The 14,241-nt window shown below is 54.9% G+C and carries 18 protein-coding genes; 10 read left to right on the top strand and 8 right to left on the bottom strand.

Annotated elements, in window-relative coordinates:
- The first annotated feature begins 217 nt into the window (after positions 1-217).
- Positions 218-781: a VOC family protein gene (locus tag G544_RS0103875; RefSeq protein WP_027273371.1), complete on the top strand. Its 564-nt coding sequence runs from the start codon at positions 218-220 to the stop codon at positions 779-781.
- 57 nt (positions 782-838) lie between these two features.
- Here the strand turns inward: G544_RS0103875 and G544_RS0103870 are convergent, their stop codons facing one another.
- Complete coding sequence (locus tag G544_RS0103870) at positions 839-1,996, bottom strand: MalY/PatB family protein (protein ID WP_027273370.1); 1,158 nt, start codon at positions 1,994-1,996, stop codon at positions 839-841.
- 117 nt (positions 1,997-2,113) lie between these two features.
- On the opposite strand from G544_RS0103870, the gene cutC reads away from it, so the two are divergent.
- Positions 2,114-2,884, top strand: coding sequence for a copper homeostasis protein CutC (cutC, locus tag G544_RS0103865; RefSeq protein ID WP_027273369.1), 771 nt, complete (start codon positions 2,114-2,116; stop codon positions 2,882-2,884).
- 47 nt (positions 2,885-2,931) lie between these two features.
- On the opposite strand, the gene G544_RS19890 is transcribed toward cutC, so the two are convergent.
- From G544_RS19890 to G544_RS0103840, 5 genes are all read right to left on the bottom strand, one after another.
- Positions 2,932-3,753, bottom strand: a complete 822-nt coding sequence (locus G544_RS19890) for a YaeF family permuted papain-like enzyme (RefSeq protein WP_036023132.1) — start codon at positions 3,751-3,753, stop codon at positions 2,932-2,934.
- An 11-nt stretch (positions 3,754-3,764) separates the two neighbouring features.
- Complete coding sequence (gene cmoB / locus G544_RS0103855; protein ID WP_027273368.1) at positions 3,765-4,739, bottom strand: tRNA 5-methoxyuridine(34)/uridine 5-oxyacetic acid(34) synthase CmoB; 975 nt, start codon at positions 4,737-4,739, stop codon at positions 3,765-3,767.
- Positions 4,732-5,478: a carboxy-S-adenosyl-L-methionine synthase CmoA gene (cmoA, locus tag G544_RS0103850; RefSeq protein WP_027273367.1), complete on the bottom strand. Its 747-nt coding sequence runs from the start codon at positions 5,476-5,478 to the stop codon at positions 4,732-4,734. Before cmoA ends, cmoB begins: the two co-directional genes overlap by 8 nt.
- A gap of 122 nt (positions 5,479-5,600) precedes the next feature.
- Positions 5,601-5,987, bottom strand: coding sequence for a VOC family protein (locus G544_RS0103845; protein ID WP_027273366.1), 387 nt, complete (start codon positions 5,985-5,987; stop codon positions 5,601-5,603).
- 47 nt (positions 5,988-6,034) lie between these two features.
- Positions 6,035-6,430, bottom strand: coding sequence for an MAPEG family protein (locus G544_RS0103840; RefSeq protein WP_027273365.1), 396 nt, complete (start codon positions 6,428-6,430; stop codon positions 6,035-6,037).
- Between the two features lie 373 nt (positions 6,431-6,803).
- On the opposite strand from G544_RS0103840, the gene G544_RS21565 reads away from it, so the two are divergent.
- From G544_RS21565 to ruvB, 7 genes are all read left to right on the top strand, one after another.
- Entirely contained in the window at positions 6,804-7,064 is a 261-nt protein-coding gene (locus G544_RS21565) for an FmdB family zinc ribbon protein (protein WP_071783254.1), read from the top strand.
- Positions 7,065-7,076: 12 nt separating this feature from the next.
- Complete coding sequence (gene aspS / locus G544_RS0103835) at positions 7,077-8,846, top strand: aspartate--tRNA ligase (RefSeq protein WP_027273364.1); 1,770 nt, start codon at positions 7,077-7,079, stop codon at positions 8,844-8,846.
- Position 8,847: 1 nt separating this feature from the next.
- Positions 8,848-9,285, top strand: coding sequence for a dihydroneopterin triphosphate diphosphatase (gene nudB, locus G544_RS0103830; RefSeq protein WP_027273363.1), 438 nt, complete (start codon positions 8,848-8,850; stop codon positions 9,283-9,285).
- Between the two features lie 50 nt (positions 9,286-9,335).
- The gene (locus G544_RS0103825; protein WP_027273362.1) at positions 9,336-10,079 is read left to right on the top strand and encodes a YebC/PmpR family DNA-binding transcriptional regulator; all 744 of its coding nucleotides are present in this window, start codon (positions 9,336-9,338) and stop codon (positions 10,077-10,079) included.
- A complete protein-coding gene (gene ruvC / locus G544_RS0103820) occupies positions 10,079-10,603 on the top strand; it encodes a crossover junction endodeoxyribonuclease RuvC (RefSeq protein WP_027273361.1) in 525 nt (174 codons plus the stop codon). Before G544_RS0103825 ends, ruvC begins: the two co-directional genes overlap by 1 nt.
- Positions 10,604-10,806: 203 nt before the next feature.
- A complete protein-coding gene (gene ruvA / locus G544_RS0103815; protein WP_027273360.1) occupies positions 10,807-11,418 on the top strand; it encodes a Holliday junction branch migration protein RuvA in 612 nt (203 codons plus the stop codon).
- Between the two features lie 39 nt (positions 11,419-11,457).
- Entirely contained in the window at positions 11,458-12,465 is a 1,008-nt protein-coding gene (gene ruvB / locus G544_RS0103810) for a Holliday junction branch migration DNA helicase RuvB (RefSeq protein ID WP_027273359.1), read from the top strand.
- Positions 12,466-12,526: 61 nt separating this feature from the next.
- Here the strand turns inward: ruvB and G544_RS0103805 are convergent, their stop codons facing one another.
- Positions 12,527-12,796, bottom strand: a complete 270-nt coding sequence (locus G544_RS0103805) for a GrxA family glutaredoxin (RefSeq protein ID WP_027273358.1) — start codon at positions 12,794-12,796, stop codon at positions 12,527-12,529.
- Between the two features lie 460 nt (positions 12,797-13,256).
- On the opposite strand from G544_RS0103805, the gene nfsA reads away from it, so the two are divergent.
- Positions 13,257-13,979, top strand: coding sequence for an oxygen-insensitive NADPH nitroreductase (gene nfsA / locus G544_RS0103800; RefSeq protein WP_027273357.1), 723 nt, complete (start codon positions 13,257-13,259; stop codon positions 13,977-13,979).
- Here the strand turns inward: nfsA and G544_RS0103795 are convergent.
- On the bottom strand, positions 13,969-14,166 hold the full coding sequence (locus G544_RS0103795; RefSeq protein ID WP_027273356.1) for a DUF4250 domain-containing protein: 198 nt from the start codon (positions 14,164-14,166) through the stop codon (positions 13,969-13,971). The two genes, nfsA and G544_RS0103795, sit on opposite strands and share 11 nt — an antisense overlap.
- Between the last annotated feature and the right edge of the window lie 75 nt (positions 14,167-14,241).

Genomic DNA, 14,241 nt, shown 5'->3' with positions numbered 1-14,241 from the left:
CCATATAAAAGCCAATAGATAATGCGAATGAGAGAGGATATGGATAAAACAGTTGATTGGGATAAGGGAGAAAGGCCGATCGTGAGGAGCGTAGGGGCTGATAAAATGGTGCCTTCATGCGTTGCTTTGCCTGAAAGCCATAATAGTGAATAATAGCGCCGCCGTTTTATGGCCTACGTAAGCGGCCACCTTTAGGAGAGCTATTCGGGAGAACGCTATGCTTTCATTTCATCGCATTACCGAGCTGCAGGATCTGTGGCAGAGCCTGCCGACTTTTGAGCAAAAGCTACAGCGACTGCTGGCTCGCTTGGAACTCTCGCTAACCGACTATCACGCCGATCATATCTCGGTGCGCTGCTTTCAACACGCAACGGCGGAGCGCTGGCGCCTGGGATTGGCAAAGTGCGGCGAGCTGATTTCCGAAAAGGAGATAAACGGTCGCCCCATTTGCCTGTTTGGCCTGAACGAACCACTGCGGGTTGGAGAGTGGACGATAGACTGCGTTGAGCTGCCTTATCCGGGAAACAGGCTGTATCCACATGAGGGATGGGAGCACGTGGAATGGGTAGTACCCAGCGCCAACGGCGATGATTTCCACCAAACGGCGCTGGCGCTGTTTTCCGATGAGATACTGCTGATGCCCCAGCTTAAGCTTAAGTTCAGCAATCCGATCGGAGAGGGAGAATCACTGCCTAATCCGACGCTGGCCGTTACGGAAGAGGGCGTAACGATAAAGCTTCATCCTTACAGCATCCGCGACGTGGTTAAGTCGGAAGGCTAATTAAAAATGACAAAGCCTCTCAGTGACAACGTCACCAAGAGGCTTGTCGCGTCCACGCTATTCTATTTCAGCCGGTAAAGCGGCTACGGCTTTTTCCATTCGTTCCAACGCTTCGCTTAGGAGTTCGCGCCGACAGGCAAAGTTGAGGCGAACGAAGTTGGGATTGCCGAAATCACTCCCCGGCGAGAGGCCTACGCCAGCCTCTTCGAAGAAGGCGTGTGGATTGCTCACCGGCAGCCCGGAAGCGTCAATCCACGCCAAATAGGTTGCTTCAACCGGCATAAGCTTCAGGCCGGGGATCGCATTAATCTTTTCCATCACCAGCGCATGATTGGCGCGCAGGTAGGCGAGCTGTTCGGTCAGCCATTCATCGCCGCCTTTATAAGCCGCAGTCGCGGCAACATAGGCAAGGATATCAACGCTGGGAACGATCCCCGCGCGCGCTTCGGTGAAACGGTGACGCAGCGCAGCGTTAGGGATGACGGCGATGGAGGCACCCAACCCTGCGATATTGAACGTTTTGGATGGCGCCATCAGCGTAATGGAGCGCTGGGCGGCGTCTTCACTTAGGGAAGAGAAGGGAATATGTTCAACGCCTTCGTCTAACAGCAAATCGCAGTGGATTTCGTCCGAGCAGACGATCAGGTTATGACGCTGCGCAAAATCGAGTTGGGCCAGCAATTCAGCGCGGCGATATACCGTTCCGCCCGGGTTGTGGGGGTTGCACAGCATCAGCAGCTTCTCGTTGCCGGTAAGCTGAGGCTCTGCCGCGTCGAGGTCCAGCACCCAGCGCTTCCCCTGTAGCTTGATGGGGGCCGAGATTTGCTGGCGGTTGGCCAAGCGAGCGGATTTCATAAACGGTGGATAAATAGGGTGCGGCGCGATAGTAGCCTGCTCCGGCGTGGTTAATGCGCGAACGCAAAGGTTCAGGCCGCTAACCAAGCCGGGGAGAAACACCAGCCACTCCGGCTTTACTTCCCAGTTGTAGAGTGACTTCATGCGGGAGATAAAGACTTCTGTTAATTCCGGCGACGGATATCCATAGCCGAATACGCCGTGGGCGACGCGCTGCTGCAGGGCTTCAATCACGGCATCGGGAGATTTGAAATCGCTGTCCGCGACCCACAGCGGAATAATCTCCTTATTTTCATATTTGTGCCACTTATCACTATCCGTGTGACGCCTCTCCACATATAAATCAAAATTCGATGCCATACTTAAGTCCTTAATCCACCGTTGTTGCGTATTTATTGCAGTTTGCCTTCCGTAGACTACGTCAGATGCATTGATATGCTCAAGCGGTGTTTTGATTTTTGCTGATTAGGAGGTGGGATGCCAAAGCTAGAGGTGTGTTGCTACAGCGTCGACTGCGCAACGATAGCTGAACGAGCGGGGGCGGACAGGATAGAACTTTGCGCCAGTAAGTCGGAGGGGGGAATAACGCCCAGCCTGGGCATGCTTGAGTGGGCCGCGCGTCGAATCTCAGTCCCAGTACATCCGATTGTACGCCCCAGAGGCGGCGACTTTTGTTATTCCGCCAGCGAGTTCGACATTATGAAAAGCGATATTGCGCACATTCGCGATCTCGGCTTTTCCGGCATTGTCATCGGCATGCTGACGGAGGACGGCGCGATTGACCGGGAGCGAATGAAGCAGGTCTTTTCGCTAACGCAGGGGATGTCCGTCACCTTTCATCGCGCTTTTGATATGTGCGTCAATCCCTTTTTGGCGCTGGAACAGTTGACGGAGATGGGCGTCGACAGAATTCTGACCTCCGGGCAGCAGCAAACGGCGGAGGTGGGGCTACCGCTGATCCGCCGCTTGGTGCAGCTAAGCCAGAGGCCGATAATTATGCCCGGCGGAGGCGTTCGGTTGACCAATATCCATAAGTTCATAGAAGCGGGCGCCAGTGAAGTGCACACCTCCGCAGGCCTGGTGACCGCATCGCCCATGCGCTATCGCAGAGCGGGCGTCAACATCGGTCTTGGTGGGGAAGGCGATGAATTTGAGCGCTTTCAGGTTGACGGCGATATGGTGGCGGCGATGAAGGCGATGTTCGCGCCCGAAATGGTGCGTTCTTCGCTGCACGGCGTCAGAGTGTGATGGGCTAATATAGAGAAAAAGCCGGAATTCGTTCCGGCTTTTTTACGTCAGTCGAGATGAAAGAACTGCTGTAGCGCAATGGTGGTGTTTTCCACCACGCCGCGCTTGAGATGGCCAACGTATTGTAAAGGCACGTTGGGCGTAAAGGAGGCGACGTCGCCTTCGCGCATGTGCAGAAGGTCTACCGGGCTTATCCAGACCGGCGCGGATTCGGTGATCGGCCTGCCGGCGCGGTTGTAGGCCTCAATGACGAACTGAGAGCAAAAATAGTTGCCCTTGGCGTCTTCATCGCTTCCCAACTGGAGCTGGGCCATCAGAGAGATGCAGCCGTTGCGAAACTCCGACGAGAAGGGGTTCAGGCTGCACAGCTGGCGAGTCAGCATAAACGGCGCTATCAGCGCGACGCCGTTGTAGTTGTAGTGTTTCCCCAGGCTTTCTTCAGAGAAGTTTTGAATCGAGAGCGCCTGTTCTTCCGTCAGGCCCGGCACGCGCATAACGACGATTTTTGAGTTATGGTCGAGCGCCTGTTCGAGCGTGACGACCTGGACTCCGCTACCGCCGACGGCCTCAACGACCTTATCATCCCCAAGGTAAATCGCCGCATGGCTGACCGTCGAGCCGCTGAACAGGCGAATGCCGAGCGACGTGGGGCCGTAGGGGGAGGTTAGCAGAATGTCTCCTGCCTTCATTTGCGATGCAGGGATAACCACGCTTCCGCCCTTGGGATAGGAATGAAGGCGCTGAAGCTGGATATCAACCGGCAGGGCGCCGTTCTCCTGAGCCAAGGCCTCACTCCGATTGTCTGAGACTTGTACGGTGCACCCGCCGATAAACAGCAGGGCCGCGCCCAGAAGCCATTTTTGTATCATTCCTTTGTCCTTTAGGGTTTCTTGGCAATGAGAACCGCTCTGACAGGCGCCGGATAGCCTTCGCGCGTTTTCGTTGCGTCGCGAGGATCTAAAAAGTCCGCCAGAGATTCATTGATCATCCATTCGGTTTTACGCTGTTCTTCGGTCGTCGTCGGGCAGACGTCCACGACGCGAACGTCGATAAAGCCGCACTTTTCAAGCCAATTGGCCAATGCGTCAGTTGAGGGAATAAAGTAAACGTTTTTCATCTGGGCATAGCGATCGCCCGGCAGCAGAACCGTTTGGGCGTCTCCCGGAACGACCAGCGTCTCAAGCACCAGCTCGCCGCCGCTCACCAGCTGGTTTTTAAGCTGATAGAGGTGATCGAGCGGAGAACGGCGATGGTACAGCACGCCCATGGAAAATACGGTGTCAAACGCGCCGAGGGCCGGCAGCTGCTCTATGCCAAGCGGCAGAAGGTGCGCGCGCTGGTCGCCGCCGATAAGCTTGCGTACGGCTTCAAACTGGCAGAGGAACAGCTGAGTTGGGTCAATGCCGACGGCCAACTGCGCGCCTGCGCCAACCATACGCCACAGGTGATAACCGCTGCCGCAGCCGACGTCAAGCACCGTTCTGCCAACCAGCGAGGAAAGATGAGGGGCTACGCGCTGCCATTTCCAGTCCGAACGCCATTCCGTATCGATGTGGATGCCGTAGAGATGAAACGGCCCCTTGCGCCAGGGCATCAGCGTACGAAGGTGGGTCGTGATGCCCTGAATCTGGCCTTCGCTTAGGGCATTGGGCGCGGCCTCGGCCGTTACGCTGTGCAGCAGGTCCAGCCGTTCGGGCGTGACGTGCGGCAGGTAGTCGACGGCGTTAAACCACTGCTTGAACTGGCCGTGCAGAGACTCCTTTTGCCAGGCCGCCAGCTGGGCGGGCAGCGTTTCCAGCCAGTGGCTAAGCTGGCCTTTGGCGATACGCTGATAGAAGTCGCCGAAATCAATCATGGGCGACCTCATCTTTTACGGCGATAAGCGAGCCGAAGTTAAAGCACTGGAACCAGGTTTCCGCGTGGGGAAAACCGGCCCTGTGAAGGCGAGCCTTGTGGGTTTCTACGCTGTCGGTGAGCATCACGTTTTCCAACATGCTGCGCTTTTGGCTGATTTCCAGCTCGCTGTAGCCGTTGGCGCGCTTAAAGTCGTGGTGCATATTAAACAGCAGTTCGCCAATGGGGCGGTCTTCAAAAGAGAACTTCTCCGACAGCACTAAAATGCCGCCGGGCAATAGCCCCTGATAGATGCGGTTGAGCAAAGTCTGTCGGTCGTCCGGCTCTAAAAACTGAAGCGTAAAGTTCAGCACCACCATGGACGCGTTTTCAATCACCGTATCGCGAATGTCCGCCTCAATCACCTCTACCGGCGTAGCGGCGCGAAAGGCGTCGATATGGCGGCGGCAGCGCTCGATCATCGCAGGTGAGTTATCCACGGAGACGATGCGGCAGTTATCGACGTGCACGTTGCGGCGCATGGAAAGAGTCGCTGCGCCTAAAGAACAGCCAAGATCGTACAGCGTGCTGTCCGCTCGGGCAAAGCGCTCCGTCAGCATGCCTATCATGGAGATAATGTTGGAATAGCCGGGAACGGATCGCTGAATCATATCAGGAAAAACTTCGGCAACCTGTTCATCAAAGGTCCAATCGCCCAGCTTATCGATGGGGGCGGCAAATAGCATATCTCGGTTCGGCATATCTGTGAGTGGCGTTGTTAGTGGTATTAAGTCAGGGGCGCAAGTATACCAAAACGCGGGAACAATGTCTGTACGGCGGGCGTCTTGTCAAAAGCCCGCCCGCTCTCGTCTTTAGGAATTTGTTACTTATTTTCGTCGACGCATTCCTGAAGGATGCCGATAAGATTTCCTTCTGTATCTTCAATGGTTGCGGTATATCCAATCCCTGTATTTTCGGAAGGGCTGACGATGACGCCACCATTTTTCGTTGCTTTACATAGTGTGTTTTCGATGTTGTCTGAAGAAAAATAGACGACTACGCCCGCTTTTGACGGTTTATTTTCTTTGGCTTTCAATAAAATGCCGAAAGCGCCCGCCTGATTTTTTTTCCGTGGAAAGATAGACGCATAAGGTTCTCGAGTACGGGCGTTTATCGCCCGGGCAAGCTTATAGCCAAAAACTTCTTCATAAAATTGAGTCGCTCTCTCAACGTCTTGCACGGGAATTTCGAAATAGATAACGGGATTCATCGTATTGTTCTTTTATCCTTTGTAACGGAACTCATGTTGTTCAACCGTTAATATAAAATAAACAGCTGCTCCCAAGGAAGATAGTAAACGTTGGCGCAGGCCATCATGCCGATGGAAATATAGGTGGCGCTCATGCCGGAGCGGCGAAAGCGCCAGTCGCGGTGGTGCAGGCCGTAGTAGTGCATAAACCGTCCGGCAAAAAGCATAATGCCGCAGGCGTGCACCAGCCAGATGTTGGCGCCGTTCATTTCCATGATGACCATCAGAATAAGGGCGATAGGGATATTTTCGACGGCGTTGCCGTGAATGCGGATTGCGGTTTGCAGCTCATAAAAGCCCCCGTCGCCAAAGGGAACGCGGTACTGCGTGCGCAACTTTACGACGTTTAGAGACAGTTTGAACAATAGTAGTGCACCCAATACCGCATACAGTGCGCTAACCATTTTTTTACCTCGCTACCCGCTATTTTTACAACAGAATCATAACTCGCTATGTGAAAGATTTCCGCCATAAAACGCCAATAAGAAGTTATTTCATGTTTTATAAAACAAAAAACATACTTCTTGCCAGATCTTAGCCTTTTGCCTTATCGTTTTTGCCCTATGCGACCGACGGAAAAGGGGCTAATTGTTTAAACGGCAGGGTAGAACGGCTGTTTTTTGTTCGCTTAGTCGCGAAATGCAACGCATCTTTTCTTCGTACGGCGATGCGCTCTTATCGGCGGTGATTATTTCCATTATAATAACCGGCTTTTGGGCAAGGTTTAGCGTGCCCTGAACGGTTCGTAAATAACTCAGCGTTTAAAAAGCGATAATTATGCCTATTTATGAATACGAATGTGGCGCTTGCCACTATCGCATGGATAAACTACAGAAGTTTGCTGATGCGCCGCTGGTGGAATGCCCTGAGTGCGGTGAAGCAGCGTTGAAAAAACTGGTCTCCCCCGGAAGCTTCAGTTTGAAGGGTTCCGGCTGGTATGCGAGCGATGCCCCGCAAAGCCGTAAGAATAGCCCATCAGACACCCGTTGTGCCAAAGCCTGCCAGGCTAACTGCCCGGCGAACGGTTCGGCTGAATAAAAGGATAGCGTTATGCGTACTCATTATTGTGGTCAGCTCAACACCTCTCACGTTGGGCAGGAAGTTACTCTGTGCGGTTGGGTCAACCGCCGTCGCGATTTGGGCGGGTTAATTTTTATCGACATGCGCGATCGTGAAGGCATCGTGCAGGTGTTTTTCGACCCGGATTGTAAAGCGGCGTTTGAGCTGGCGTCCGAGCTGCGCAATGAATACTGCATTCAAATTACCGGCACGGTGCGCGCTCGCCCCGATAGCCAGGTTAATAAGGATATGGCGACCGGCGGCGTAGAGATTTTCGCCCAGTCGTTGAATATCATTAACCGTTCAGAACCGCTTCCGCTTGACTCCAACCAAAACAACAGCGAAGAACAGCGCCTGAAGTATCGCTACCTTGACCTGCGCCGCCCAGAGATGGCCGAACGTCTGAAGACTCGCGCCCGCATGACGGCGTTCGTACGTCGCTACATGGACAGCAACGGCTTTTTGGATATCGAAACGCCGATGCTTACCAAGGCCACGCCGGAAGGCGCCCGCGACTATCTGGTGCCAAGCCGCGTCCACAAGGGGAAATTCTACGCGCTGCCGCAGTCACCTCAGCTGTTTAAGCAGCTTTTGATGATGTCCGGCTTCGATCGCTACTATCAAATCGTGAAGTGCTTCCGCGATGAAGACCTTCGTGCGGACCGCCAGCCGGAATTCACCCAGATCGACGTGGAAACCTCCTTCATGACCGCAGATCAGGTGCGTGCGGTGATGGAAAAGATGGTGCGCGAAATGTGGCAGGAGATGAAGGGCGTCGATTTAGGCGACTTCCCGGTAATGACCTTTGCTGAAGCTATGCGCCGCTATGGTTCGGACAAGCCCGATCTGCGCAACCCGATTGAGCTGGTCGACGTCGCCGATTTGGTGAAAGACGTCGACTTCAAGGTCTTCTCCGGCCCGGCAAACAACCCTAAAGGGCGCGTTATCGCCATGTGCGTCCCCGGCGGCGCTGCGCTTACCCGTAAGCAAATCGACGAATACACCCAGTTTGTGTCTATCTATGGCGCGAAAGGGCTGGCCTGGGCCAAAATTAACGATCGCCAGGCGGGCGTTGAGGGCGTACAGAGCCCGGTAGCCAAATTCCTGACGCCGGAAATCATTGCCGAACTGCTTGAGCGCACTCAGGCAAAAGACGGCGACATTATTTTATTCGGCGCGGACACCAGAAAGATCGCCACTGACGCCATGGGTGCGCTGCGCCTGAAGGTTGGCCGCGATCTGGGCATCACCGAAGAGCAGCGCTGGGCGCCGCTGTGGGTTATCGACTTCCCGATGTTTGAAGACGACGGCGAAGGCGGCCTGACGGCGATGCACCACCCGTTCACCTCAGCAAAAGATCTTACGCCGGAACAGCTGAAGAGCGATCCAGAGTCTGCGGTGGCTAACGCTTACGACATGGTGCTTAACGGCTATGAAGTCGGCGGTGGCTCAGTGCGTATCCACAATTCACAGATGCAGCAGGTGGTTTTCGGCATTCTGGGCATTACCGAGCAGGAGCAGCGCGAAAAATTCGGCTTCCTGCTGGACGCGCTGAAGTTCGGCACGCCGCCTCACGCCGGCATCGCTTTCGGCCTCGACCGTCTGGTGATGCTGATGACCGGTACGGAGAATATCCGTGACGTTATCGCGTTCCCGAAAACCACGGCGGCGGCCTGCCCGCTGACGGACGCACCGAGCTTCGCGAACCCGGCGGCGCTGCAGGAGCTGGCTATCAGCGTTATCCCGCAGCAGGACAAGTAATGTGAAAACCTATAAGCGCCCGGAATCCGTACTGGTCGTTATTTTTAGCCACGACGGCGGGCGGGTGCTTATGTTACAACGTCACGACGATCCTGACTTCTGGCAGTCGGTTACCGGCAGCTTGGAAGAGGGGGAATCCGTGGAACAAACGGCGCGTCGTGAGGTCAAGGAAGAAACGGGCATTGATATCGAGGCGGAACGCCTGCCGCTGCACAACTGTCAGCGCAGCGTAACGTTTGAGATTTTTACCCACTTTCGCCATCGCTATGCGCCCGGAACGACGCACAATCTTGAACACTGGTTCTGTCTGGCTTTGCCTGCGGAACGGGAGGTTGAGCTGTCAGAGCACGATGCTTACCGGTGGGTTGACGCGCGGCAGGCGGCTTTAATGACCAAGTCATGGAGCAACCGGCAGGCGATTGAGGAATTTTGTTGTTAATTGACTGTTGATTAAGATTAAGCCACAGGGCTTTCTACTGGAGATTTTTTATGGCAGGTCATAGTAAATGGGCCAACACAAAGCACCGTAAAGCGGCACAGGATGCCAAGCGCGGTAAAATTTTTACAAAAATCATTCGCGAACTGGTAACGGCCGCCAAGCTCGGCGGGGGCGATCCTGGCTCCAACCCGCGCCTGCGTGCGGCTATCGATAAGGCGCTGTCAAACAACATGACGCGCGATACGCTTAACCGCGCTATTGCTCGCGGCGTTGGCGGCGATGACGATGCCAACATGGAAACCATCATTTATGAAGGTTACGGCCCGGGCGGCACCGCCGTAATGGTTGAGTGTCTGAGCGACAACCGCAATCGCACCGTATCCGAAGTTCGCCACGCTTTTACCAAGACCGGTGGCAACCTGGGTACCGATGGCTCGGTGTCCTACCTGTTTACCAAGAAGGGCGTCATCTCTTATCCGGCCGGGACCGATGAAGATATGGTAATGGATGCCGCGCTGGAAGCGGGCGCCGACGACGTCGTGACCTATGACGACGGCGCTATTGACGTGTTCACCACGCCGGAAAGCTTCGGCGAAGTCAAAGATGCGCTGGATGCAGCCGGCCTGGTCGCCGAAGCGGCGGAAGTTTCCATGGTTCCCTCCACTAAGGCGGAACTGGATGCCGAAACGGCGCCTAAGCTGCTGCGTCTTATCGATATGCTGGAAGACTCTGACGACGTTCAAGAGGTTTACCATAACGGTGAAATCTCTGACGAGGTGGCGGCAACGCTGTAATGGCCATCATTCTTGGCATCGACCCCGGCTCGCGGATAACAGGCTACGGCGTTATTCGCCAGCAGGGGCGAGTTTTGACCTATCTCGGCAGCGGATGTATCCGCACCGCTGTCGACGATCTTCCCACTCGGCTGAAGCTGGTTTATGCCGGCGTAAGCGAGATTATTACTCAATTCCATCCCGACTATTTTGCCATCGAGCGCGTATTCATGGCGCGCAACGCCGACTCGGCGCTTAAGCTTGGCCAGGCGAGGGGGGCTGCGATCGTGGCTGCGGTGAACGCGGACCTGCCGGTATTTGAATACGCGGCGCGTCAGGTTAAGCAAACGGTGGTTGGCACGGGAGCCGCCGAAAAGTCGCAGGTGCAGCATATGGTGAAAACGCTGCTCAAGCTTCCCGCCAATCCGCAGGCGGATGCCGCCGACGCCTTGGCTATCGCCATTACTCACTGCCATCTTTTTCAAAATACGCTTCGCATGGGTAACGGAAGGCTGACCCTGGCCCGCGGCCGCGTAGCGGAGTAGGTTTTTCTTCAAGGCGCACAGAATACGCGCCGTTTTTGAATAAAAGCCCGCAAACGAATATAAACAAAAACGCACAATTGACATATTTATCTGGATATTTATCCAGCTTTTGTTTGTAATAGGCGAAATGACAGTGCGCGCTGCAGTTTTATGCAAAGATCTGCGTGCCGTTTCCCCAACCGGTGAGTTAAGGAGTTCAAATCGTGATTGGTCGTTTACGCGGCATTATTCTGGAAAAGCAGCCGCCTGAAGTGCTTATTGAAGTTAACGGCGTCGGCTATGAAGTGTTTATGCCGATGAGCTGCTTTTATGAGCTGCCGGAACGCGGCCAGGAAGCGACGATTTTTACTCAGTTCATCGTGCGTGAGGACGCTCAGCTGCTGTACGGCTTTAACGATAAGCAGGAAAGGGCGCTGTTTCGCGAACTGATTAAAGTGAACGGCGTAGGCCCCAAGCTCGCCCTGGCGATCCTTTCCGGCATGTCGGCGCAGCAGTTTGTACAGGCCGTTGAGCAAGAGCAGGTTAGCATACTGGTGAAGCTGCCGGGCGTCGGAAAGAAAACCGCAGAGCGCCTGGTCGTGGAGATGAAAGACCGCTTTAAGGGGCTAAACGGCGATCTGTTCAACGGCGGCGGCACGCTGCCTCCGGTTGCCAGTGCGAAAAACGCAGACGGCGACGCTGAGGCCGAGGCCGTTTCCGCGCTGGTGGCGCTGGGCTATAAGCCTCAGGAAGCCAGCCGTTTAGTGAGTAAAGTGGCCAAGCCGGGAAGCGGTTCTGAAACTCTGATCCGCGAGGCGCTGCGCGCTGCGCTATAGCCGCCGATAAGTGTCGACGCAAGCTGAAAGAGACAAACTATGATTGAAGCCGATCGCTTAATATCTCCCGTCGAGCAGTTTTCTGAAGAGGACACGGTCGATCGCGCCATGCGGCCAAAGCTGTTGAGCGAGTATGTCGGCCAGCCTCAGGTGTGCGAGCAGATGGAAATCTTCATCAAGGCCGCCAGGCTTCGAGGCGATGCGCTGGATCACCTGCTGATTTTCGGGCCGCCGGGGCTAGGAAAGACGACGCTTGCCAATATCGTTGCCAACGAAATGGGCGTTAACCTCAGGACCACGTCAGGGCCGGTGTTGGAAAAGGCGGGCGATCTGGCGGCTATGCTGACCAATCTGGAACCTCACGACGTGCTGTTTATCGATGAGATCCACCGCCTGTCGCCGGTCGTTGAGGAAATTCTCTATCCGGCGATGGAAGACTATCAGCTGGATATCATGATAGGAGAAGGACCGGCGGCGCGCTCCATCAAGATAGATTTGCCTCCCTTTACGCTTATCGGCGCTACCACCCGCGCCGGTTCCCTAACGTCTCCTCTGCGCGACCGCTTCGGCATCGTGCAGCGGCTGGAGTTCTATCAGGTAGGAGATCTGGCCTCTATCGTTTCTCGCAGCGCGCAGTGCATGGATCTCGACCTTTCGCCGGAGGGGGCTAACCATATCGCTCGCCGAGCGCGCGGAACGCCGCGTATCGCCAACCGCCTGCTGCGCCGCGTGCGCGATTTTGCCGAAGTGCGCGCCGACGGTCTTATTAGCGCAGAGGTTGCGACCCGCGCGCTGGACATGTTGGACGTCGACGCCGAAGGATTTGACTTTATGGACCGTAAGCTGCTGTTGGCGATTATCGACAAGTTTATGGGCGGGCCGGTCGGATTGGACAACCTGGCGGCGGCCATCGGCGAAGAGCGGGAAACCATTGAGGACGTCATTGAGCCTTACCTCATCCAGCAGGGCTTTATTCAGCGTACGCCAAGAGGACGAATGGCGACGCAGCACGCCTACCGCCACTTCGGTATCAGTCGGGAAGAGTAGAAGGACTGCGATAGAAATAGAAAACGGCGCCAAGGCGCCGTTTTTTCTGCATTACCCGCTCTTATGAGTTGGTGTAAAGACCCAGATGTTCTTTGGCGTAGGCTTCGAAATCGGTACAACCGCCAATGTGTTTCTGGTCAATAAAGATTTGCGGAACGGTTTCTACCGGCTTACCGACGGTTTTTTCCAGATCGGCTTTAGTAATGCCTTCAGCGTGAATATCGACATAGTTGTAGCTGAAGTCGTCGCGCTCTTGACTCAGTTTTTCTGCCAGCTCTTTTGCGCGGACGCAGTAGGGGCAGCCGGGGCGCCCAAAAATGACTACAAACATGAAATCTCCTTAGAGGTTGACCGGAGCGGCGGGATCGCCGTTAGCCATATGATAAATTGTCGATACTATGCCCGCAATTGGTGATAAAAAAAAGTAGGAATTGCCTGTTGGTTTGATAAATATGGCCTATCTGAGGAGGCTTCGCGGACGGTGAGCGATGTTTTATGCGTTTTCTCAGTCGGATAGGTTTGTAGCCATCGGCGGAGCGTTTTTCCAACCGTCAGGGCATTCGCTGCGAAGGCTTTCCATGAGGACTACCGCTTCACGGCTGCGCTTACCGCGCGTTTAGCATAGGTTTCTTGAAGCCTTGGCGCAGCTTAGGCATGCAGCGAAGCGTTTTAATATCACTTTTTGCTGAGTCAAAATAAAAATGCGTGGTTAAAATAGCGAATTCCGCGTAGCGCTCTAAAGTAGGGCAGCAACAGGCTGTCAGCGCATCGAGACTTAAAAAGGAAATCCCATGACTCCAACTATCGATCTTCTCTGTGCACATCGCTCCATCCGCGCCTTTACGCCTGAACCCATAGGCGAGGAACAGCGGCTGGCAATTCTCCGTGCTGCGCAGAGCGCTTCCAGCTCGAGCTTTTTGCAGTGCACGTCGGTGATTCGGGTGACCGATCTTCAGTTACGTCAAAAGCTGGTCGCGTGCAGCGGCGGGCAGGCTTACGTCGCCCAGGCGGCTGAATTCTGGGTGTTCTGCGCCGACTTTCATCGCAATCAGGAAGTGTATCCAGAGGCCCAGCTTGGCTATGCGGAGCAGCTGCTTTTAGGCTGCGTTGATACCGCCATCATGGCGCAAAACGCCCTTATCGCGGCGGAGTCTCTAGGATTAGGCGGCGTGTATATCGGCGGACTGAGAAACCATATCGCCGACGTGACGGCGCTGCTGGCATTGCCAAAGCACGTTTTGCCGCTGTTTGGGCTCTGTCTCGGGCATCCGGCGCAGGATCCGGAGCGTAAGCCAAGGTTGCCTACGGCGATTACCGTTCATGAAAATCGCTACCACCCGCTGGATAAAGCGGCGTTGGCCGATTATGACGCACAAATAACGGCCTATTACGCGTCCCGAAGCGACAACAAAAAGCACGTCAACTGGAGCGGACAGATCGCAGCGACGCTGGCTAAAGAAAGCCGCCCGTTTATTCTCGATTACCTGCATGAGCAGGGCTGGATCACGCGTTAGCGATAAACTGATTGTTGGATGGCTGATAGCGATATCCGGCGTCCAACAGCTTTTCGCACAGCGCGTCTGCGTCGATGTCATAGCTGCGGGCCAGTTCTTCGAGGGAGTCGAACTCGTCCCTGAGCTTCATGTTGACTATACTCAGCAGCATGTTGGGATCCATCGTTGAAAAGCGGGTTAGCGGCATTTTTTTCTCCGGCCTGTTGTAAGAATCGGTAATAACTTACCTCAATGGGCTCAAAATAAGGTAATATGGACGACG

Origin of the sequence: Leminorella grimontii ATCC 33999 = DSM 5078 (assembly GCF_000439085.1) — a bacterium.
Lineage (GTDB): Bacteria > Pseudomonadota > Gammaproteobacteria > Enterobacterales > Enterobacteriaceae > Leminorella > Leminorella grimontii.
This window is presented reverse-complemented; position numbering and strand designations above follow the sequence as displayed.